This is a genomic window from Streptomyces griseorubiginosus, from assembly GCF_036345115.1.
Classification (GTDB): Bacteria; Actinomycetota; Actinomycetes; order Streptomycetales; family Streptomycetaceae; genus Streptomyces; species Streptomyces griseorubiginosus_C.
The window spans coordinates 5,158,629-5,178,188 of the sequence record NZ_CP107766.1; the positions used below are offsets into that span (position 1 = coordinate 5,158,629).

19 protein-coding genes and 1 pseudogene are annotated in these 19,560 nt (G+C 71.7%); 9 read left to right on the plus strand and 11 right to left on the minus strand.

Annotated features, from left to right (window positions below):
• Nucleotides 1–9 precede the first annotated feature (9 nt).
• Nucleotides 10–1,407 (plus strand): FAD-dependent oxidoreductase, encoded by a 1,398-nt coding sequence (locus OHN19_RS23350; RefSeq protein ID WP_330266043.1) that lies wholly within the window; start codon nucleotides 10–12, stop codon nucleotides 1,405–1,407.
• Nucleotides 1,408–1,520: 113 nt separating this feature from the next.
• On the opposite strand, the gene OHN19_RS23355 is transcribed toward OHN19_RS23350, so the two are convergent.
• The 3 genes from OHN19_RS23355 to OHN19_RS23365 all read right to left on the minus strand — a co-directional run bounded on the left by OHN19_RS23355 (nucleotide 1,521) and on the right by OHN19_RS23365 (nucleotide 5,229).
• Nucleotides 1,521–2,954 (minus strand): MFS transporter, encoded by a 1,434-nt coding sequence (locus OHN19_RS23355; RefSeq protein ID WP_419249536.1) that lies wholly within the window; start codon nucleotides 2,952–2,954, stop codon nucleotides 1,521–1,523.
• A 92-nt stretch (nucleotides 2,955–3,046) separates the two neighbouring features.
• Entirely contained in the window at nucleotides 3,047–4,027 is a 981-nt protein-coding gene (locus OHN19_RS23360; RefSeq protein ID WP_330266045.1) for a zinc-binding dehydrogenase, read from the minus strand.
• Nucleotides 4,028–4,068: 41 nt separating this feature from the next.
• Nucleotides 4,069–5,229 carry an FAD-dependent oxidoreductase gene (locus OHN19_RS23365; RefSeq protein ID WP_330266046.1) on the minus strand — a complete coding sequence of 387 codons (1,161 nt, stop codon included), beginning with the start codon at nucleotides 5,227–5,229 and terminating at the stop codon, nucleotides 4,069–4,071.
• Between the two features lie 170 nt (nucleotides 5,230–5,399).
• Here OHN19_RS23365 and OHN19_RS23370 point away from each other — a divergent pair, with 170 nt between their 5' ends.
• A complete protein-coding gene (locus OHN19_RS23370; RefSeq protein WP_330266047.1) occupies nucleotides 5,400–6,077 on the plus strand; it encodes a pentapeptide repeat-containing protein in 678 nt (225 codons plus the stop codon).
• A 77-nt stretch (nucleotides 6,078–6,154) separates the two neighbouring features.
• Here OHN19_RS23370 and OHN19_RS23375 read toward each other — a convergent pair whose 3' ends face one another.
• The gene (locus OHN19_RS23375) at nucleotides 6,155–7,072 is read right to left on the minus strand and encodes an aminoglycoside phosphotransferase family protein (RefSeq protein ID WP_330266048.1); all 918 of its coding nucleotides are present in this window, start codon (nucleotides 7,070–7,072) and stop codon (nucleotides 6,155–6,157) included.
• 2 nt (nucleotides 7,073–7,074) lie between these two features.
• Nucleotides 7,075–7,575: a hypothetical protein gene (locus OHN19_RS23380; protein WP_330266049.1), complete on the minus strand. Its 501-nt coding sequence runs from the start codon at nucleotides 7,573–7,575 to the stop codon at nucleotides 7,075–7,077.
• A 40-nt stretch (nucleotides 7,576–7,615) separates the two neighbouring features.
• Between OHN19_RS23380 and OHN19_RS23385 the strand changes: the two genes are divergently transcribed.
• A complete protein-coding gene (locus OHN19_RS23385; protein WP_330266050.1) occupies nucleotides 7,616–9,031 on the plus strand; it encodes a M1 family metallopeptidase in 1,416 nt (471 codons plus the stop codon).
• Nucleotides 9,032–9,076: 45 nt separating this feature from the next.
• Entirely contained in the window at nucleotides 9,077–9,394 is a 318-nt protein-coding gene (locus tag OHN19_RS23390) for an SCO4225 family membrane protein (RefSeq protein ID WP_330266051.1), read from the plus strand.
• Here the strand turns inward: OHN19_RS23390 and OHN19_RS23395 are convergent.
• Entirely contained in the window at nucleotides 9,374–9,904 is a 531-nt protein-coding gene (locus OHN19_RS23395; protein ID WP_330266052.1) for a GNAT family N-acetyltransferase, read from the minus strand. The genes OHN19_RS23390 and OHN19_RS23395 overlap by 21 nt on opposite strands.
• Before the next feature lie 68 nt (nucleotides 9,905–9,972).
• Between OHN19_RS23395 and OHN19_RS23400 the strand changes: the two genes are divergently transcribed.
• Nucleotides 9,973–10,374, plus strand: a complete 402-nt coding sequence (locus OHN19_RS23400; protein WP_330266053.1) for a hypothetical protein — start codon at nucleotides 9,973–9,975, stop codon at nucleotides 10,372–10,374.
• Nucleotides 10,375–10,390: 16 nt separating this feature from the next.
• Here the strand turns inward: OHN19_RS23400 and OHN19_RS23405 are convergent, their stop codons facing one another.
• Nucleotides 10,391–11,254 carry a LysR family transcriptional regulator gene (locus tag OHN19_RS23405; protein ID WP_330266054.1) on the minus strand — a complete coding sequence of 288 codons (864 nt, stop codon included), beginning with the start codon at nucleotides 11,252–11,254 and terminating at the stop codon, nucleotides 10,391–10,393.
• A gap of 141 nt (nucleotides 11,255–11,395) precedes the next feature.
• Here OHN19_RS23405 and OHN19_RS23410 point away from each other — a divergent pair, with 141 nt between their 5' ends.
• From OHN19_RS23410 to OHN19_RS23420, 3 genes are all read left to right on the plus strand, one after another.
• Nucleotides 11,396–12,268, plus strand: coding sequence for an aldo/keto reductase family oxidoreductase (locus tag OHN19_RS23410; protein ID WP_330266055.1), 873 nt, complete (start codon nucleotides 11,396–11,398; stop codon nucleotides 12,266–12,268).
• Nucleotides 12,269–12,443: 175 nt separating this feature from the next.
• Complete coding sequence (locus tag OHN19_RS23415) at nucleotides 12,444–15,506, plus strand: FG-GAP-like repeat-containing protein (protein WP_330266056.1); 3,063 nt, start codon at nucleotides 12,444–12,446, stop codon at nucleotides 15,504–15,506.
• Between the two features lie 477 nt (nucleotides 15,507–15,983).
• Entirely contained in the window at nucleotides 15,984–16,781 is a 798-nt protein-coding gene (locus OHN19_RS23420; protein WP_330266057.1) for a CAP domain-containing protein, read from the plus strand.
• Nucleotides 16,782–16,851: 70 nt separating this feature from the next.
• On the opposite strand, the gene OHN19_RS23425 is transcribed toward OHN19_RS23420, so the two are convergent.
• From OHN19_RS23425 to OHN19_RS23435, 3 genes and pseudogenes are all read right to left on the minus strand, one after another.
• On the minus strand, nucleotides 16,852–17,022 hold the full coding sequence (locus OHN19_RS23425; RefSeq protein WP_123761582.1) for a hydrophobic protein: 171 nt from the start codon (nucleotides 17,020–17,022) through the stop codon (nucleotides 16,852–16,854).
• Nucleotides 17,023–17,124: 102 nt separating this feature from the next.
• A pseudogene (locus OHN19_RS23430) lies at nucleotides 17,125–17,615 on the minus strand (helix-turn-helix domain-containing protein); the annotation flags it as partial.
• 194 nt (nucleotides 17,616–17,809) lie between these two features.
• Entirely contained in the window at nucleotides 17,810–18,385 is a 576-nt protein-coding gene (locus OHN19_RS23435; RefSeq protein ID WP_037709701.1) for a TerD family protein, read from the minus strand.
• 169 nt (nucleotides 18,386–18,554) lie between these two features.
• Between OHN19_RS23435 and arfB the strand changes: the two genes are divergently transcribed.
• Nucleotides 18,555–18,992: an alternative ribosome rescue aminoacyl-tRNA hydrolase ArfB gene (arfB, locus tag OHN19_RS23440; protein ID WP_330266058.1), complete on the plus strand. Its 438-nt coding sequence runs from the start codon at nucleotides 18,555–18,557 to the stop codon at nucleotides 18,990–18,992.
• A gap of 89 nt (nucleotides 18,993–19,081) precedes the next feature.
• Here arfB and OHN19_RS23445 read toward each other — a convergent pair whose 3' ends face one another.
• Nucleotides 19,082–19,552 carry a GNAT family N-acetyltransferase gene (locus tag OHN19_RS23445; protein WP_330266059.1) on the minus strand — a complete coding sequence of 157 codons (471 nt, stop codon included), beginning with the start codon at nucleotides 19,550–19,552 and terminating at the stop codon, nucleotides 19,082–19,084.
• Between the last annotated feature and the right edge of the window lie 8 nt (nucleotides 19,553–19,560).

The window sequence follows — 19,560 nt, forward strand, 5'->3', positions numbered from 1 at the left end:
TCCCTGGCCATGAGCAGCGGTGTCGTGAACGGCGGTGTCTCCTTCTGGTACGCGGACGACGGCTTTCCCGAGGCGCGGGAGCCGCTCGCGGGTGACGCGTCGGCGGACGTGGTGATCGTCGGCGGCGGGTACACGGGGCTGTGGACGGCGTACTACCTGAAGAAGGCCGTGCCGTTTCTGCGGATCACGGTCCTGGAGCAGAAGTTCTGCGGCTACGGCGCCTCGGGGCGCAACGGCGGCTGGCTGTACAACGGCGTCGCGGGTCGTGACCGGTACGCGAGGCTGCACGGCCACGAGGCCGCCGTACGTCTTCAGCGGGCCATGAACGACACCGTCGACGAGGTTGTCCGGGTGGTCGGTGAGGAGGGTTTCGACGCCGGGCTCCACAAGGGGGGCGTGCTCGAAGTCGCGCGTACGCCCGCGCAGTTGGCGCGGCTGAGGGCTTTCCACGAGCATGAGTTGTCGTACGGCGAGAAGGACCGTGAGCTGTACGGGGCCCGGGAGACGGCGGAGCGGGTGCGGGTCGCGGACGCGGTGGGTGCGTCCTGGACTCCGCACGGGGCGCGGGTGCATCCGGTGCGGCTGGTGAAGGGGCTGGCGGCGGCCGTCGAGGGGCTGGGCGTGACGATTCACGAGCAGACTCCGGTGACGGAGATCAGGCCCAAGCACGCGGTGACGCCGTACGGCACGGTTCGCGCGCCGTATGTGCTGCGTTGCACGGAGGGCTTCACGGCCGCGCTGAAGGGGCAGCGGCGGACCTGGCTGCCGATGAACTCCTCGATGATCGCGACCGAGCCGCTCACCCCCGAGCAGTGGGCGGCGATCGGCTGGGAGGGGCGGCAGACGCTGGGGGACATGGCGCACGCGTACATGTACGCGCAGCGCACCGCCGACGGGCGGATCGCGTTGGGCGGGCGGGGGGTGCCGTACCGGTTCGGGTCGCGGACGGACAACGACGGGCGGACGCAGGGGGCGACGGTGGAGGCGCTCAGGGAGATCCTGGTGAGCTTCTTCCCGATGCTGGCCGGGACGCGGATCGAGTACGCCTGGTCGGGGGTGCTGGGGGTGCCGCGGGACTGGTGTGCGTCGGTGACGCTGGACCGTTCGACGGGGATCGGCTGGGCGGGGGGTTACGTCGGCTCGGGTGTCGCGACGGCCAACCTGGCCGCTCGGACGCTGCGCGATCTGGTGCAGCGGGACTCGGGGCAGGGCGGGCGGACCGAGCTGACGGAGCTGCCGTGGGTGGGGCACAAAGTGCGCAAGTGGGAGCCGGAGCCGCTGCGTTGGCTGGGTGTGCAGGGCATGTACGCGACGTACCGGGCGGCGGACCGTCGGGAGACGATGAGCCGCAGCGCGGAGTCGTCGAGGCTGGCGCGGTGGGCCGACCGGGTTGCCGGTCGGCACTGAGTGGACGGCTGGGGGGCGGTTCGTCGTCGTGCGTGTGCGGGCCGGTGCGACCAGCCCCCGCCGGGCCGCGGCCGCTCCGCGACCTGACCCGGCGTGGTTCGCCCCTTTCCCCTTCACGCCACCGATTCCGGTACCGGCGTCTGTGCCGGAGCTCCCTGCTTCGGCGGCTTCGCCGTGACCATCAGGCCCGCGATGAGGCCGGCCAGGAGCATGATGCCCGCGGCCCACCAGATGGCCACCGTGTAGCCGTGCACCACGCCCTCCTTGACCACGAGGGCCTTCTGCGCGGGGTTGGTGAGGTGCGCGGTGACGTACGCCGTGCTGCTGGTGGTGGCGATGGTGTTGAGCAGGGCCGTACCGATGGAACCGCCCACCTGCTGCGAGGTGTTGACGGTCGCCGAGGTGACCCCGGAGTCCTGCGGGGCGACGCCCGCGGTGGCGGTGGAGAACACCGGCATGAAGGTGAGGCCCATGCCGAGGCCCATCAGGAGCAGCGCGGGCAGGATCTCGGTGGTGTAGGAGCTGTCCACCGTCATCTGCGTGAGGACCAGCATGCCGCTCGCGGCGAGGACCATGCCGGGGACCATGAGCATGCGGGGTGCGACGCGGTTCATGAGGCGGGCCGAGATCTGGGTGGAGCCGACGATGATCGCGGCGGTCATCGGCAGGAAGGCGAGCCCGGTGCGCACGGGGGAGTAGGCCAGTACGACCTGGAGGTAGTAGGTCATGAACAGGAACAGGCCGAACATTCCGATGACGGCGAGCCCCATGGTCAGGAAGCAGCCCGCGCGGTTGCGGTCCTTGACGATGTGCAGGGGGAGCAGTGGCATCGGGGCCCGGGACTGCCACCACACGAAGACCGCCAGGAGTACGACACCTCCGGCGAGCAGGCCCAGCACGAGGGGGTCGCTCCAGCCCCGGGGTTCGGCCTCGCTGAAGCCGTAGACGATCGCGACGAGTCCGCCGCAGCCCAGCAGGACGCCGGGCACGTCGAGGCGGGCGCCCGTGTGGCCGGGGCGGTCGTGGAGGAGGGCGAGGGCGCCGAAGACGGCGATCACGGCGATGGGCACGTTGACGTAGAGGCACCAGCGCCAGTTCAGGTACTCGGTGAGGAGGCCGCCGACGATGAACCCGATGGCGGAGCCGGAGCCCGCGAGGGCGCCGTAGATCCCGAAGGCCTTGCCGCGTTCCTTGGGGTCGGTGAAGGTCGTGGTCAGCAGGGACAGTGCGGAGGGGGCGAGGACGGCCGCGAAGACGCCCTGGAGGGCGCGGGCGGCGAAGAGCATGCCGGAGCCGGTGGCGGCGCCGCCGAGTGCGGAGGCGGCGGCGAAGCCGACCAGGCCGATCACGAAGGTGCGCTTGCGGCCGACCAGGTCGGCGATGCGGCCGCCGAGCAGGAGCAGGCCGCCGAAGGCGAGGGTGTAGGCGGTGATCACCCACTGCCGGTTGCCGTCGGACATGCCCAGGTCCTGCTGTGCCGAGGGGAGGGCGATGTTCACGATGGTCGCGTCGAGGACGACCATCAGCTGCGCCAGGGCGATGACCACCAGGCCCCACCAACGGCGTGGATCTTCACCTGTCCGGGTGACACTCACCTGGTCAGAAGACCATGGATCGGTACGGGACGCATCTGGGCGTGTCATGGCTCAAGGACCACCTTTCCGGTTGTGCCGCGGGTCTCCAGCGCTCGGTGCGCGGCGGCCGCCTCGGCGAGCGGGAAGCGTTGTACGGCGGGGGTGAGACGGCCCGCGGCGGCTTCGGCGAGGGCGCGCAGTTCGAGGGTGCGGATGGGGTTCGGACCACCCGCCTTCTGGGCCATCACGGGCCCGAGGACCTGCTCGGAGACGCCTTCGACGAGGTAGGGGCCGCCGTCGTGGATTCCGTCGCCGGACCAGCCGAAGACGATGTGCTGTCCGTGTTCGCCGAGGAGGCGGACGGACTCGCGGGCGATGTCCCCGCCCACGCCGTCGAAGACGACGGTGGCGGGCCGGCCGCCGAGGAAGGCGCGGACCTTGTCGGCCCACGCGGGGTCCGTGTAGTCGACGGCGAGGTCGGCGCCGTTCTCCGCGACGAGCGCGACCTTCCGCGGTCCGCCCGCCAGGCCGACGACCGTGGCGCCCGCGTTCTTCGCGTACTGCACGAGCAGCGTGCCGATGCCTCCGGCGGCCGCCGGGACCACGACCACGGAGTTCGGGCCGAGTTCGGCGAACTGGAGGATCCCCATGACCGTACGGCCGGTGCCGATCATGGCGACGGCTTGCGCGAAGTCGAGGTTTTCGGGGATCTCGTGGACGCGGTCGACGTCGGTGACGGCGAGTTCGGCGTAGCCTCCGGGGGCGAAGCCGAGGTGGGCGACCACGCGCTTGCCGAGCCACAGGGCGGCCACGCCCTCGCCGAGGGACTCGACGACCCCGGCGACCTCGCGGCCGGGGACGGTGGGCAGTTCGGTCGGCCGGGGCAGCGGACCCTGCTGCCCCTCGCGCAGGGCGGTGTCCAGGAGGTGGACGCCTGCCGCTCGTACGGCGATACGGACCTGGCCGGGGCCCGGTGCCGGGTCCTCGGTGGTCTCGTAGGTGAGGTTCTCGGCGGGGCCGAAGGTGTGCAGGCGGATGGCGCGCATGGGTGAACCCTCCCGTGTAGGTGTGCGCCCACCCTCCGACCTCAAGCATGCTTGAGGTCAAGGGCGTTGCGGCCGAGTGCCAGCGATACGGCGGTCAGCGCGCTGGTGAACGACACCTCCGACAGCACTCCGGGCGCCGCGACCTGGTCGCCCGCGAGGTAGACGCCGTCACCCCGGTCGATGGCGGGCCGGTCGCGCCAGCTGGTGCCCGGCAGGTCGACGGCTCCGGTACGGCCGTTCGCGACGGACTCGCGCCGCCAGGTGACGCGCTCGCGCCAGCCCTCGAAGGCGAGGTCGAGGAGCTCCTCGGCGCGGCGGACCCCGTCGGCCTTGGACTCGTGCGGCGCGATGGGGATCTGTCCCTGGAGGAGCTGTTCGCCCGCGGGGGCGAGGGTCCGGTCCTGGGCCGTGAAGCGTTCGATCCAGCCGGGGGAGTCGAGGTCGGAGACGGCGAAGGCGTCGCCGCGTCGGGTGCGCAGGCCGAGGTCGATCAGGGTCGTACGGCCGCTCGGCCAGGTCAGCGAGTCGTCGCCGAGGAGCCGGCGGGCCGCGTCGAGGGAGGTGGCGACGACGACGGGGGTGTCGGTGGGCAGGGTGTCGACGCGGGACAGGGTCTCCATCCGGACGCCCAGGTTCCAGGCGCGGGCGGCCATCCGGTCGACGACCGTGGCCCAGCCGCCGCGCGGGTAGTGCGCCTCGGGCGGCAGTTTGGTGGCGCGCCGCAGCCGTTCCTGCACGAACGCGGCGGACAGGGCGCCGGGGTCGTGGTGGAAGAGGGCCACGGCGGAGTAGTGGGCGGCGGCGCGGGCGCCCTCCTCGCCGGCCTGCCGGGTAGCCCAGGACAGGAAGTCCTCGTCGACGGGGGCCTGTTGGGCGCTGCGGCGCAGCAGCTTGAGCATCGCGAAGGGCGGGGTGCGGCGCAGTACGCCCTTGTGCCGCAGCCGCAGCCGGGCCGCCTCCAAGGGCGGGAGGGGCGCGAGCGGGCCGATGAGGTCGCGTTGCCGGAGCCAGGACCAGTGCGGGCCGCCGTTGTAGAGGGCGTGCGGACCGTCGTTGGTGAGGTACGGCCCCTCGGCGGTCCTGGCCCGGCCGCCGAGGGTGTGATGGGCCTCGTACACGGTGACCTTGGTGCCCGCCTCGGCTGCGGTGATCGCCGCGGTCAGTCCGGCGAGGCCGCCGCCGATGACGGTGATGCGGTGCATGGCTGGGTCTCCCTCTGCTCGGGGTCGGGTCGCTCGTCGCTCGTCGCTCGTCGCTCGTCGCTCGGGTCTCGTCTCTCGTCGGTATGACCGCCGGCGGGCACCGGAATGTGACATGCGATCTGTTTGTGCAGGTCAGGCGGGTTGTCAGTGGTGGGGTGCAGGATGGGGTCATGGTGAGCCGAGGGACGGGTGCGGGCAGGGTGAAGGGGGCGCGGCGGCCGGAGGTGCGGCTGCCGCCGCTGGAGCCGTTCGGGGGAGGGGAGCTGGAGCCGGACGGGGACTACGACGGGGTGGAGTTCGCCGAGGCGGACTTCGCCGGCCAGGACGGCGCGGGTGCCCGCTTCATGGACTGCGCGCTGCGGGGGTGCGCGCTGGACGAGACGCGGCTGCACCACGCCCGCTTCCTGGACTCGGTCCTCACCGGCATACGGGGTGTGGGCACCGACCTCGCGGAGTCGACCCTGCGGGACGTCGAGCTGGTCGACGCCCGGCTGGGGGGAGTCCAGCTGCACGGCGCGGCTCTGGAGCGGGTCGTGATCCGCGGCGGCAAGATCGACTACTTGAACCTGCGTACGGCCGTCCTGCGGGACGTCGTCTTCGAGAGCTGCGTGCTGGTGGAACCGGACTTCGGGGGCGCGCGGCTGGAGCGCGTGGAGTTCGTGGACTGCGCGCTCAAGGGCGCGGACCTCACGGCGGCGACCCTGAAGGACGTCGACCTGCGCGGTGCCGCGTCGCTGGAGATCGCCCGGGGCGTGGACCGCCTCGCGGGAGCGGTGATCAGCCCGTCCCAACTTCTGGACCTGGCACCGGTGCTGGCGGCGGAGGTGGGGATTCGGGTGGAGGGGTGACGGGGGAGGGGGACGAGGGGGGGGCCGGCCGGAGAGGGCGGTCGGCCCTGGGGCTCTTTGGTGTGGCTCGCCTCCCGTCAGGTGGCCGTGTCCGCCAGGACTCGCCGCAGGGTCGCCCACCCCGCCGGGCCCCAGGTCGGTTTGCCGCCGGGGAGGCCCTGGTCGCCTGCCTGGCCGATGGCGATGAGGCCGAAGGCGCGGGCGGTCGCCCAGGCGCGGGCGCGGGTGATCAGGGCGGTGTCGTGGGTGCCGTAGGCCTCCAGGAAGCGGGCCGCCGCGCCGTCCGGGAGGAGCATCCAGGCGGCCGACAGGTCGGTCGCCGGGTCGCCCGCGCACAGCTCGCCGAAGTCGACGACGCCCGTGAGCGTCCCGTCCGCCACCACCACGTTCGCGGGATGCAGATCGCCGTGCAGCCACAGCGCGGGCTCCTGCCGGACGGGCGCGGCGAGCCCCGCCTCCCACACCTCGCGGATGTCGTCCGTGGCGAACTCGCCGAAGTCCGTCGTCCGGAGCGTCTGCTCGACCCGGGACGCGAAGGTCGCGAGCGGCACCCCCCGGTCCGGGTTGGCCGGTGCGTCGGCGGGCGCCGGGCGGTGCAGGGCGCGCAGGAAGCCCGCGAGGGCGTCGGCCGCGTGGTCGGCGCGGGTGACCGGGACGCGGTCGGCCGGGTCGCCGGGGACCCACTCGACCACGGTCCAGGCGGCGGGGAAGAGCGAGGACGGCCGGCCGAGCCGGACCGGCGTGGGCACGGGGAGCGGGAGCCGCGGGGCGAGGACGGGCAGCCAGCGGTACTCCTTCGCGAGGAGCTCCGGAGCCCGGGGTGTGCGGGGCAGCCGTACCGCCAACTCCTCGCCGAGACGCCAGAGTTCGTTGTCCCAGCCGCGGAAGACGGGGCCCACCTCCAGGTCCGCGAGATCCGGGTGCTGCTCCTTCAGCAGGGAGCGCAGCAGCGTCTCGTCGACGGGGACGTCGGCCAAGGTGTCGGTGCTCGTCATCGTCACTTCACTCTCGGGAACCGGGCCTGAAGCGTCCAGATCGCCGGGTTGTCGCCCAGGTCCTCGTGCAGGTCGATCAGGTCGGCGATCAGGTCGTGCAGGAAGTCGCGGGCCTCGCGGCGCAGTTCCGCGTGGGAGAAGGTGAGCGGGGGCTCCTCGGCGCGCATCCAGTCCGCCTCGACGTCCACCCAGCCGAAGCGGCGCTCGAAGAGCATCCGGTCGGTGGACTCGGTGAAGTCGAGCTCCGCGTGCTGGGGGCGGGAGGCGCGGGAGCCGGCCGGGTCGCGGTCGAGGCGTTCCACGATGTCGCACAGCGCCCACGCGAAGTCGAGCACCGGCACCCATCCCCAGGCTGTGGACAGCTCCCGGTCCTCCTTGGTGTCCGCGAGATAGACGTCCCCGCAGAACAGGTCGTGCCGCAGCGCGTGCACGTCCGCGCGCCGGTAGTCGGTCTGCGGGGGGTCCGGGAAGCGGTTGGAGAGGGCGTAGCCGATGTCGAGCACGTACGTGATGGTGTCACGCGGGCTCTCATAGGATCACCGCGTGCCCCGATCCGCGCCGCCCGCCCGCCCCGCCCCCCTCGCCCTGCTCCTCGCGGGCATCCTGACCGCGGGCGTCCTGACCGGGTGCGACGGCGGGGTGCACGGCACCCCCGGCGGTTCCGGCCTGCGCGACCCGTACTTCCCGAAGATGGGCAACGGCGGCTACGACGTCACCCACTACGCCCTCGACCTCGCCTACGCCCCGGACACCGGGCGGCTCTCCGGCACCGCGACCCTCACCGCCCGCGCGACCCAGGACCTCACCGCGTTCGACCTCGACCTCGACGGCCTGGACGTCGAGAAGGTCACCGTCGACGGCGCCGGGGCCCGCTGGAACCGCGCGGGCCACGAGCTGACCGTCCGCCCGCACGACGACCTCGACGAGGGCCGTGTCTTCCGGGTGACCGTCCGCTACTCCGGCACGCCGAGGACGATCACCGACCCGGACGGCTCCGAGGAGGGCTGGCTGCCCACCGACGACGGCGCGGTGGCCCTCGGCGAACCGACCGGCTCGATGGCCTGGTTCCCGGGCAACCACCACCCCTCCGACAAGGCGTCCTACGACCTCACGATCACCGTCCCCGAAGGCCTGGAGGCCGTCTCCAACGGCGAGTTGACGGCGCAGCGGACCGCGGACGGCCGTACGACGTCCGCCTGGCACACCGCCGAGCCCATGGCGAGCTACCTCGCCACGCTCGCGATCGGCGACTACGACATCCAGCGCTCCACGACGTCCTCCGGGCTGCCCCTGTACACGGCCGTCGACCCGGCGGAGGCGGCCGCGAGCCGGACGGTGCTGGCGCGGATCCCGGAGGTGCTCGCCTGGGAGGAGAAGACCTTCGGGCCGTACCCCTTCTCCTCCGCCGGCGCGATCGTCGACCGCGAGGGCGACGCGGGGTACGCCCTGGAGACGCAGAACCGTCCCTTCTTCCCCGGCGCCCCCGACACGGCGACCCTCGTCCACGAACTCGCCCACCAGTGGTACGGCGACTCGGTCAGCCCGCGGACCTGGCGGGACATGTGGCTCAACGAGGGCTTCGCGACCTACGGCGAGTGGCTGTGGGAGGAGGAGCACGGCGGGGACAGCGCGCAGCAGACCTTCGACGAGGTGTACGCCCACGGCGAGGACGACGACGTGTGGTCCTTCCCGCCCGCCGAGCCGTCGAGCGCCGCGCACATCTCCGACAGCCCGGTGTACGTGCGCGGCGCCATGGTCCTGCACCGGATCCGGCAGACGGTCGGTGACGCCGCCTTCGCCGGCCTCCTGCGGGGCTGGGCGGCGGCCCACCGGCACGGCACCGCGGACACCGCCGACTTCACGGCGTACGTCGAGAAGTCGGCGCCGGACAAGGACTTCGGCCCGATCTGGGACGACTGGCTGTACGGCGACGGCAAGCCCGCGGAACCCGGGTCCTGATTCCGCCGTCCTCGCCTGTGCGACCCCGACTGATCGGAGCACACAGTGAGTCCCACCGGCCGCGGCCGTGCCCTGCTCACCCTCGCCTGGAACAACCGGCTCGCCCGCGGCTACCTGTGCCTGGTGGAGTTCCTGGCGTGCTACGCGCTCTTCGAGGACGTCTACCTCAGGGCCGACACCATGTTCTACGTCGTCCCCACGCTGCTCACCGCCCCGACGAACTTCCTCTTCACGGTCGCGTTCGCCTGGATCCCCACGGACGCCCCCTTCTACCTCGGCCTCGCACTCGGCGCGCTGGTGAACGCGATCGTCCTCGGGGCGCTGGTCCGCAGGCGCCGCCCCTCAGCGGCCACGCCCGTCTGACAGGACCTTCCGCAGCACCGAGCAGGGACGACCGCGTAGGCGATCGCTCCGGTGGTCGATCACCTCGTACCCGAGGGCGGTCCAGAACGCGAGGGCGCGATCGTTGCCGTCGAGGACGGCGAGACGTACGGCCTGGCGGCTCCCGGCGCGGAAGCGGTCCTCCACGAGCCGCGCCAACTCCCGGCCGTGTCCCTGCCGTTGCCGGTCGGCGTCCACCATCAGCAGCCCGATCCACGGGTCCGGGTCGGCCGGGTCGGGGTGCCGGGCGAGAGTGATCACCACCCCGACCAGCCGTCCCGCACTCCGCCCGAGCAACACCTCCACGCCAGGCTGCGCAAGCTCGTCCGCCAACGCGGCAGCCACCTGCTCCGGCCGGATGTCGTCGGGGTCCGGGAAGTCACCACTGAGGGCGTGGAACTCACGGTGGGCCGCGTAGAGCGCGGTCAGTTCGGTGAGAAGGGCCGCCGGGATGTCACGATCCGGCGAGAGACGCAGAGGGGTGAGGAGCATACGGGGCACGGTAGTTGCCGCGTGCGGGTCACCGGGGCCGCGCGCCGCCGTTGTCAGTGCCCCGCGCCATGATGACCGGCGTGGACACAGAGATGCTGATAGACGTCTGGCAGCGGCTCCTCGCCGACCCGCACAAGTCATGGGTGCTGTTCGAGCACGGCACGTGTGTCGTGCTGCCCGCTCCGGAAGGAGACCTGGCCGAACAGGCCACGGACCTCCTGAAGCAGTTCGGCCCGGCGCATGCCGGGTCCTCGGCGGGGGACTTCGGGGTGATCGACCTCGAGGACGCCGAGGGATGGGTCGTCACCGGGCATCACAACGACGTCCTCACCTACGTCGGCCCCGATGAGCCCCAGGACGCGTCGCAGATCGCCGTCGGGCTCTTCGGACGTTCCAAGCGGCACCGGGACGGGACCGAGCTGCACGTCGTCCACGTCGAGGACAACAGGGGCTCGGCACAACAGGAGTAACGCCAACAGGCAGGTCTCACAGGCGGGTTGCCGTGCGGATCAGGCTCGCGAGGGGGAGGGAGCGGCTGTGGGCGGGCCAGGCTATGTGGGTGACCACGGGCGGGGCGTCGGTCAGGGGGACGGCGGTGTGTTCGGCCCACAGCCAGGCGCGGGCAGAGTCGGGGAAGACCGCCACCGTGCGTCCGAGCGCGATCAGTTGGGCGAGCTGGGTCTGGTCGTGGATCTCGGGGCCCGGGCCGGGAGGGTAGGCGCCGTCGCGGGACCAGCGGGCCAGCGGAAGGTCTGGGAGGTCGGTGACCTCGGCCAGGGACAGCGTCGCGCGTGCGGCGAGGGGATGCCCGGCGGGCAGGATGGCGATCTGCCCCTCGGTCAGCAGCTCCTCGCTGTCGAACCCGGCGAGGGAGTTGAACGGCGCGTGCATGAGCGCCACGTCGGCGCGGCCGTCGCGCAGCATCTCGCCCTGCTCGCAGGTGCCGCTCGGCAGCACCTCGACCTCGACCGCGTCGGGCTCCGCCGCGTAGGCGTCGAGGAGTTTGTGCAGCAGTTCGTGGGAGTCGGCGGCCTTCACGGCCAGCACCAGCCGGGTGCGGCGACCGCCGGAGGTCTCCGTGTCACCGGCGCGTGAGGTGCGGCGCGCGGCGGCGGTGACCGCGTCCAGGGCCGCGCGGCCCTCGTGCAGCAGCGTCTCCCCGGCGCGGGTCAGGGCGACCCCACGGCGGTCGCGTTCCAGCAGGCGGACGCCGAGCCGCCGCTCCAACTGCTGGATGGCTCGGGACAGCGGCGGCTGGGCCATGCCCAGGCGTACGGCGGCACGGCCGAAGTGCAGTTCCTCGGCGACGGCCAGGAAGTACCTCAACTCGCGGGTCTCCAGGGTCTCCACGCGCCCAGCCTAACCGGGCGGTGATACCCGCCGGGTATGACAGAGCACCGGTTCGGTATTGGCGGTGCCGTTTCCGGGCGGGTGACCATCGACGCCGTCGGAGCGACGACGCCCGTTCGGCTCAGCAGGGGAGACACACTCATGCACACACCTTCGGCCGCACTGCCCGGTGGCACCTGGACCCTGGGCGACCTGACCGTCACCCGTTTCGGCTACGGCGCCATGCAGCTCGCCGGACCCGGGGTCATGGGCCCGCCCGCCGACCATCAGGGTGCGCTCGCCGTCCTGCGGGAGGCCGTGGACCGAGGGATCACCCACATCGACACCGCAGGCGCCTACGGACCGCGCGTCACCAACCGGCTCATCCGGGAAGCGCTGCACCCCTATCCGGCCTCGCTGCACATCGTGACCAAGGTCGGCGCGGTGCGTGACGGGCAGGGCGGCTGGCCTCCCGCCCGGCGGCCCGGGGAGCTGCGCCGGGCCGTCCACGAGAACCTGGAGGACCTCGGCCTGGACGCGCTCGACGTGGTCGATCTCCGGCTGGGCGACGCCCAGGGCCCCCGGCCCGGCTCGCTCGCCGAGCCCTTCGAGGCCCTCGCCGAACTCCAGCGGCAGGGCCTGATCCGACACCTGGGCGTGAGCAACGCGACCGCACAACAGGTCGCCGAGGCGCAGGAGATCGCACCGATCGTGTGCGTCCAGAACCTGTACAACCTCGCCCACCGCCACGACGACGAACTGATCGACGACCTCGCCGCCCAGAACATCGCCTACGTGCCGTTCTTCCCGCTCGGCGGCTTCACCCCGCTGCAGTCGGAGGCGCTGACCGCCGTGGCCACCCGGTTGGAGGCGACGCCGATGTCGGTCGCCCTGGCCTGGCTGCTCCGACGATCCCCCAACATCCTGCTCATCCCCGGCACGTCGTCGGTGGCCCACCTGCGCGAGAACGTCACCGGCGCGGGCCTCCGCCTCTCCGAGGAGGACCTCGTCGAGCTGGACAAGATCGGCACCTGAAGCAGAGGCCGCAAGGGGATCGGGGCCAGGCTGGTGTTAGCCTCGTGCGGCTGTGCTTGGGGGGACGGCCGGGGGGCCGGGGACTTTGCACCGTTCATGTGGCGTGCGCCTGTCGGGGTGCCGTCGTTCCCTTCGTGCTCGGCCTTCGATCCGACTACAGGCCCAGGAGCCGACGTTGGCCAGACGTACCACCGCACGCGGGGTCATAGCCGCACTGACGGTCCTCGCCGCGACCACCGGGGGGATCACCGGTGCGGCCACCGCCTCCGCCGGCACCGGAACCACCGGCACGGCCGGTACCGGCCTCACGGCGGAGAAGGTTTTCCAGTCCGACCGTTACGTTCCGCGCGCGGACCGGATCCGCAGTGCGGGTCCCAGTGGCTACCTGCACACCCAGGAAGGCCGTACCGGCTACCTGTGGACGTCGTACGCCACCGGCGTGACGACCGAGCTGGGCGACCTGGCCGCCCTGGAGATCCCCGGCTACCTGGGCTCGTCGTCCGACGTCGTCACCGAGGTCGTCTCGCCCACCGGGAAGGTCGTCCTCAGGGACATGGTCGCCGGTACCAGCACCGACGTCCCCCTCACCCACGGCACCTACCAGGCCACCTTCGGCACCCACGTGCTGACCCAGGCCCGGGACACCGCCAGCAACCGCACCCCCTGGCTCTACGGCCCGGGCGCGCCCGCCGACGGCACCCCCGTCGACGGCTGGCCGACCGGCATCACCACCAACTTCACCGTGCTGGGCGGCGACAGCACCACCGCCGTCCTCACCTACACGCTCCCGAACGGCGTCCGGCACCTGACGCTGGTGGACCTGGCCACCGCGAAGGTCACCGGCGACGTGACCCTGAACGCCGTACCGACCGGCGTGGCGCTGAGCGCGGACCGGCTGGTCTGGTGGTCCGGCCTCTGGTCCGCCCACGTCCTGGACCGCGCCGACCTCTCCGCCCCGGGCACCGAGCTGACGCTGCCCGGCACCGAGGGCACCCCGTCCGTGGGCATCGCCGGGAACTGGCTGGTGGTGGCCCGTTCCGTGCCGGGGAGCCCGCAGGACTGGGTCGACAAGTCCGGCGAGCGGCTGATGGCCGTACCCCTGGCGGGCGGTGACCCGGTCACCCTGCTCCGGCATGCGAACAGCTCCCTCGTCACCGCGCCGGACGGCGCCCTGCTGGCCGTGGGCGGCACCGACTCCGGCGGCTGGGCGGTGCGCCGGGTCACCGGCACGGGGGCAGCCGCGCCGACACTGACGGAGCTGACCGCCGTACCGCCGGCGGCCGCGCGGATCGACCGGCTGTCGCTCCAGAACGGCACGCTGGCCACCAACGAGGCCGACGCCAGTTTCATGGGCGCCTATTACACGCGGCGGATCGCGGCCGACGGAACACCGGGCGCGACGAGTTGGCAGGGCTGGGACGTTCGCGGGGTCGGTCCCTACGCCACCGGAGACGGACAGGTGGTGACGTTCAAGGCCGAACCCGACCCTGATGGACCGGGTTCCTATGTCCAGTCGCTCGACGACCAGAAGGGCTTCTACCTGCCCTCCGCCGCCGGATCCCTCCTCGACGTCACCGGCCGCTACGCCATCGTCAACGGCTCCTCCCCGGCCAAGCAGTACATCGGCGACCTCGGCGTCTACTCCGATCTCCAGCCCATCGTGACCCGCTCGGTCACGGCCGCCTCCGTCTGGGGCACCAAGCTGTGGACGCCGGGCTCCGGCACGGGTGTCGTCACCGCGAAGGACCTGAAGACCGGCAAGGTCACCGACACGATCGCCACCGGCGCCCCCTGCGTCCCCAAGGAGCTTCAGACGGTGGGCCGTTGGATCTACTGGTCCTGCGGCCCGACCGCGAAGGCGGGCGTGTGGGACCGCACGGCGAAGAAGAACATCACCGTCCCCTCCGGCGAGGCCCTGCTCGGCGACGGCTATGTCGTACGGCACGACACCGCGGCCGGAGAGCTCCTGCTCACCTCCTTCGCCGACGGCACCACCACGACCCGGAAGATCGGCGACCTCGCCGCGGGCAACTCCAGCCTGCGCGGGGTGACATGGACCGTCGACAAGTTCGGCGGCCCCGTGGCCTACGTCGACGCCGACCGGCGGATCCACCTGGTGCCCAGCGGTGCCGCCACCCAGGCGCTAGGTGTGATCGAGTCCGAGGCGACCTACAACATCGGCGGCGAACCGTGGTGGCAGTGGCGCGGGCTGCTCTCGAAGCCCGCCGCCTCCTGGAAGGCCACGCTCACCAGCAAGGCCACCGGCACGGTGGTCCGTACGTTCTCCGGCGGTGAGGTGTCGGGGAACCTGTCCCTCCGGTGGGACGACCGCGACGGCCGGGGTGCGTACGTCCCCAACGGCACGTACACCCTCAAGGTGACCGCCCCGCCCGCCGACGGCTCGGGGCCTGCGATGACCGTCACCCAGTCGGTGCGCGTGGACCACGGAGCCGTCGTGCGCCGCGACTTCATCAACTACGGCACCTGGGTGCCCGACGGCATCGGCGACCTGATGACCCTCAGCTCGTCCGGTGTCGTCAGCTACCGCCCGGGCGACGGCACGGGAGGCATCGGCAAGGCCATGTCGGCCTCGGACTGGCCCTCTTCGGTGACCCTGGTCCCGTTCGGCGACCTGAACGGCGACCGCCAGAACGACGTCCTCGTCCGCTTCAGCAGCGGCGAACTCCGGGTGTACCGCACCGTGCGGGGGCAGGTGTTCAACACGACCACCCCGCGCACCTCGCTCGGCAAGGGCTGGAACCAGTACGACGTCCTGACCTCGCCGGGAGACGTGAACGGCGACGGCCGGCCCGACCTCGTCGCCCGCAACCGCTCCACCGGCGCCGTGTACCTCTACAAGGGCACGAGCGCGGGGAAGCTGTCGGCGCGGGTGAAGCTCTACGACAACTGGAAGACGTACAAGAAGATCGTGGGCGTCGGCGACTTCAACGGCGACGGCCGCGGGGACCTGCTGGCCCAGGACAAGGCGAACACCCTGTGGCGGTACGACGGCAACGGCACCGGCGGCTTCAGGGCGCGGGTGAAGGTCGCCGCGAACTGGGGCTCGTCGTACAACGCCGTCGTCGGCGTCGGCGACCTCACGGGTGACGGCAAGGCGGACCTCGTCTCCCGGGACACCGCGGGCACGATGTGGCGCAACACCGGCAACGGCAAGGGGTCGTTCGGGGCCCGTACGAAGATCGCGACCGGGTGGCAGGGCTACAAGGGCGTGTTCTGACCGGAGCTCGGACGACATCCGTCACCTCCCTGTGTGCCGGCCTGTTCTTGGAACTGCCTTCTGGTCGCCGCCGGGCGCCGTCAGGTTGTAGTGATGTGTGTCACGCCGGGATTGTCATTGATCGCGTCGATTACCCCGTTGCCGATAAGTGGTAAGGGCGCCCCTCTGGGGCCTAATCGGGATGCTGTCACCAGGACCGGGAAATTCGGCCGACCGTCCGGTGTTGCGATCGCGGTTGCGAAAGGGTGCGAGCGGCCTGGTCACGCGTGTGTGCGGGTGCCGAAGGGGATGTGAAGGGATCCGGATGCGTCGACCGGGCCGTCACGGAGCGTGAACCCGGCTGCGGCTAGGGCATTCATTGCCCACCGCGCTCACCGCTCCACATAATGACCGGGCTCGTCGACGGGCTGCGGAAGGCGGCACCGCTTTGCAGTGACGTTTGCTGTCGAATACCGGTCTACCTGAATGGGGTCACGCATGCCCAGACACCGGCAGAAGCCGAAACGCCGCAAGAGGGCGGGTGCCATAGCCGCCGTGCTGACCGTCGGCGCCGTGGGCATTCCCGTCGCCGCCCAGGCGGGCGGTATCGGGCCGGAGGGCTGGAACATCGCCTCGTTCAAGTGGTGGGGGTGGGGCGAGACATCGCGTCCGGTGGCCGCCGCGACACCGTCGGCGTCCGCTTTCGCGTCCGCGACCGCCTTGGCGTCGGCGACGGCCGCCACCGCCACCCCGACCGACACACCGACCGCCTCCGCAAGTCCTTCCCCCAGCCCGTCGCCCAAGGCGTCCCGCACCCCGACCGCCACCCCTGCGACCACCCCGCCCGTCACGCCGTCGAGCCTCCCCAAGGCCACGGCCTTCAGCGGCACACCCCGGGCCGCCGCCGCGAGCGTGGACCCGGGGCCCACGGATCAGGTGCTCACTCTCGTCAACGCCGAGCGCGCGAAGGCCGGTTGCTCGCCGCTGACCGAGAACGCCAAGCTCACCAAGGCCGCCCAGGATCACAGCCAGGACATGGCCGACCACCAGAACATGTCCCACACCGGCTCCGACGGCTCCTCCATGGCCGACCGCCTCACCCGGGTCGGCTACGCGTTCAGGACGGCGGGCGAGAACGTCGCCTACGGCTACAGCTCCCCCGAGAGCGTCATGGACGGCTGGATGAACAGCCCCGGCCACAAGGCGAACATCCTCAACTGCGCCTTCAAGGAGATCGGCATCGGCCTGGCCCAGCCGGGCTTCTACTGGACCCAGGACTTCGGTGCGACCGCGTGACCCCGAACGCCGTCAGCACCCGTAGGGCCCCGGGTGGTCCCGGAGCCCTACAGGTCGGCTGCTTCTGAGGTCACCAGCGGTACCAGCGGCCCTTGCGGCCGCCTGTGTCCGCGCTGCGCAGCACGAAGCCCAGCAGCCAGACGACCAGCACGATGACGGCGAGCCACCACAGTGCCTTCAGCGCGAATCCCGCACCGAAGAGGATCAGGGCCAGAAGCAGAACGACAAGCAGGGGAACCATAGTTATCAACCTCCGCTGCTCCTCGTGCCCGGCGATTCGAAGAACACACAGTCAATCTTCCTGGTTTCTTCACGCCTCTCACGGGAACTGGGCTCAGTTTCATCACAGGTGCCCAGGGCCTCCCGGACTCCCCCCGTCGTTACGGCAGTCGCGGCAGCGGCCTGGCTCGGAGGCACGGAAGACGCGGGTGCAGCCGTCGCAGTCCTGGAGCGGGTGTGGGATCTCCCGGGGTGGGGCCGGGGGGCCGGGATCGGGGGCAGGGGCGGCAGCTGGGCGGAGAGGCGGTGGGCCAGGAAGGCCGCAGGCCGGTGCAGGGGTTCCATCGGGAGGCGCGCGGTCAGGGCGTCCCGTACGGCGGTGGGGGCCAGGTCCCGTTCCAGCCACGCGGCGACTCCGGGGGCCAGGTGTTCCGTGTCCGTGGTCGACAGGAGCAGGCGGGGGTCGTGGCGGCGGAGGGTGGCCAGGAGCTCGATCGCCCGCTGGATGAGCGCGGGGGCCGGGTAGCCCGGCTGCGGTACGGCGGGCAGGAGCTTCTTGCGGGGCCGTTGCCGCTTCTTCGGCGGCCCGGGGGCCTGGTCTTCGCCGGTCCGGCCGCTCGCCCTCCGCCGCCGGGGGTTCGGACACACGGCAGACGGTCACCCCGGGTGTCCGATTCCGAGAACGGCACCGCCGGACCCCGTCTGGCCTTCACCCCGGCCGGCTGGACCGCGTTCGTGTCGCAGACCTGACGCCGAAGCCCCCGGCCGGTATGGCCGGGGGCTTCCGCTCAGCTCAGCGTGGCAACTCGTCAGACGTTGACCCCGAAGTCCTGGGCGATGCCGACCAGGCCGGACGCGTAGCCCTGGCCCACCGCGCGGAACTTCCACTCCGCGCCGTTGCGGTACAGCTCGCCGAAGACCATCGCCGTCTCCGTGGCCGCGTCCTCGGAGAGGTCGTAGCGGGCGATCTCGGCGCCGCCGGCCTGGTTGACGATGCGGATGTAGGCGTTGCGGACCTGGCCGAAGTTCTGCGAGCGGTTCTCCGCGTCGTAGATCGAGACCGGGAAGACGATCTTGTCGATGTCGGCCGGGAGACCGGCCAGGTTGACGTTGATCGCCTCGTCGTCGCCCGCGCCCTCGCCGGTGCGGTTGTCACCGGTGTGGACGATGGTGCTGTCCGGGGTCTGCTTGTTGTTGAAGAACACGAAGTGGGCGTCCGAGTAGACCTTGCCCTGCGTGTTGACCGCGATCGCGGAGGCGTCGAGGTCGAAGTCCGTGCCGGTGGTGGTGCGGACGTCCCAGCCGAGGCCCACGGTGACGGCGGTCAGGCCCGGAGCCTCCTTGGTGAGCGAGACGTTGCCACCCTTGGACAGGCTTACAGCCATTGTTGGGAGTCCCTTCCCTCGTTAAGTAACGCGCACGAAGCTACAGCTACCTCTATGAACGCCGCGAGCGGTGTCGAAGGTTCCCCGCTTCTTTACTTTCTTTACCCAAGCGGACGCGGGCGGCGGACGGGCGATATTGGGGTGACGTGGACCGGTCAGGGGCGGGAACATGGACCCCATGTCCGGTCCTTACGTCATCCGCGGCTCCGTCTCGCTTCCCGAGGCCGAGCTCATGTGGCGTTTCTCGCGGTCGTCCGGTCCGGGCGGCCAGCACGTCAACACCAGTGACTCCCAGGTGGAACTCCGCTTCGACCTCGCCCGCACCGAGGCGCTGCCCGACGTCTGGAAGCAGCGGGCCCTCGACAAGCTGGCCTCGCGGCTCGTCGACGGGGTCGTGACCGTACGGTCCTCCGAGCACCGGTCGCAGTGGCGGAACCGGGAGACGGCCGCCGTACGCCTCGCGGCGCTGCTGGCGGAAGCGACGGCGCCGCCGCCGAAGCCGCGGCGGCCCACGCGGATCCCTCGTGGGATCAACGAGCGGCGGTTGCGGGAGAAGAAGGCGCGGTCGGACACGAAGCGGGGGCGGCAGGGCCGGGACTGGGGGTGACCGGTCGTCTGCCCGGTGCCGGCCGGTGCGGCTTCTCGCGCAGTTCCCCGCGCCCCTGAGAAACGGACGCGTTCACGTTCGTACACGGCTCACTCGAGGTCCAGGACCCCCACCGTCTCGCCGCCGCTCAGCTCTCCGGTCCGGCGGAAGCCGAGCCGGAGGTAGAACTCCGCCGGGCCCTTCTCGCCCTCGTGCCAGGTGACGTACAGCTCCTTCGTGCCCCGGCGGCGCAGCTCCGCGGCGACCGACTCGACCGCGAACCGGCCGTAGCCGCTGCCCTGGGCGTCGGCCGCGATGTTCAGCCGCCACAGGCCGGAGCGGATCAAGGAGCCGCCGTCGCCGCGCCAGTCGATGTCGAGGAACGCCATCAGGAAGCCGACCGCGCGGTCACCGTCGACGATCAGGCGGGGCCAGGCAACGCCCCGGGGGTGGACGTAGGCCTCGGCGAGGGACTGCATGACGGGGGAGGCCGCGAATTCCTGGTCGGGGTGGACGCGTATAGCGGTCGCGGTTTCGAAATTCCCGGGTGTGATCTCTTCGAGCCGTGGTGCGAATGTCATCCGGCGAC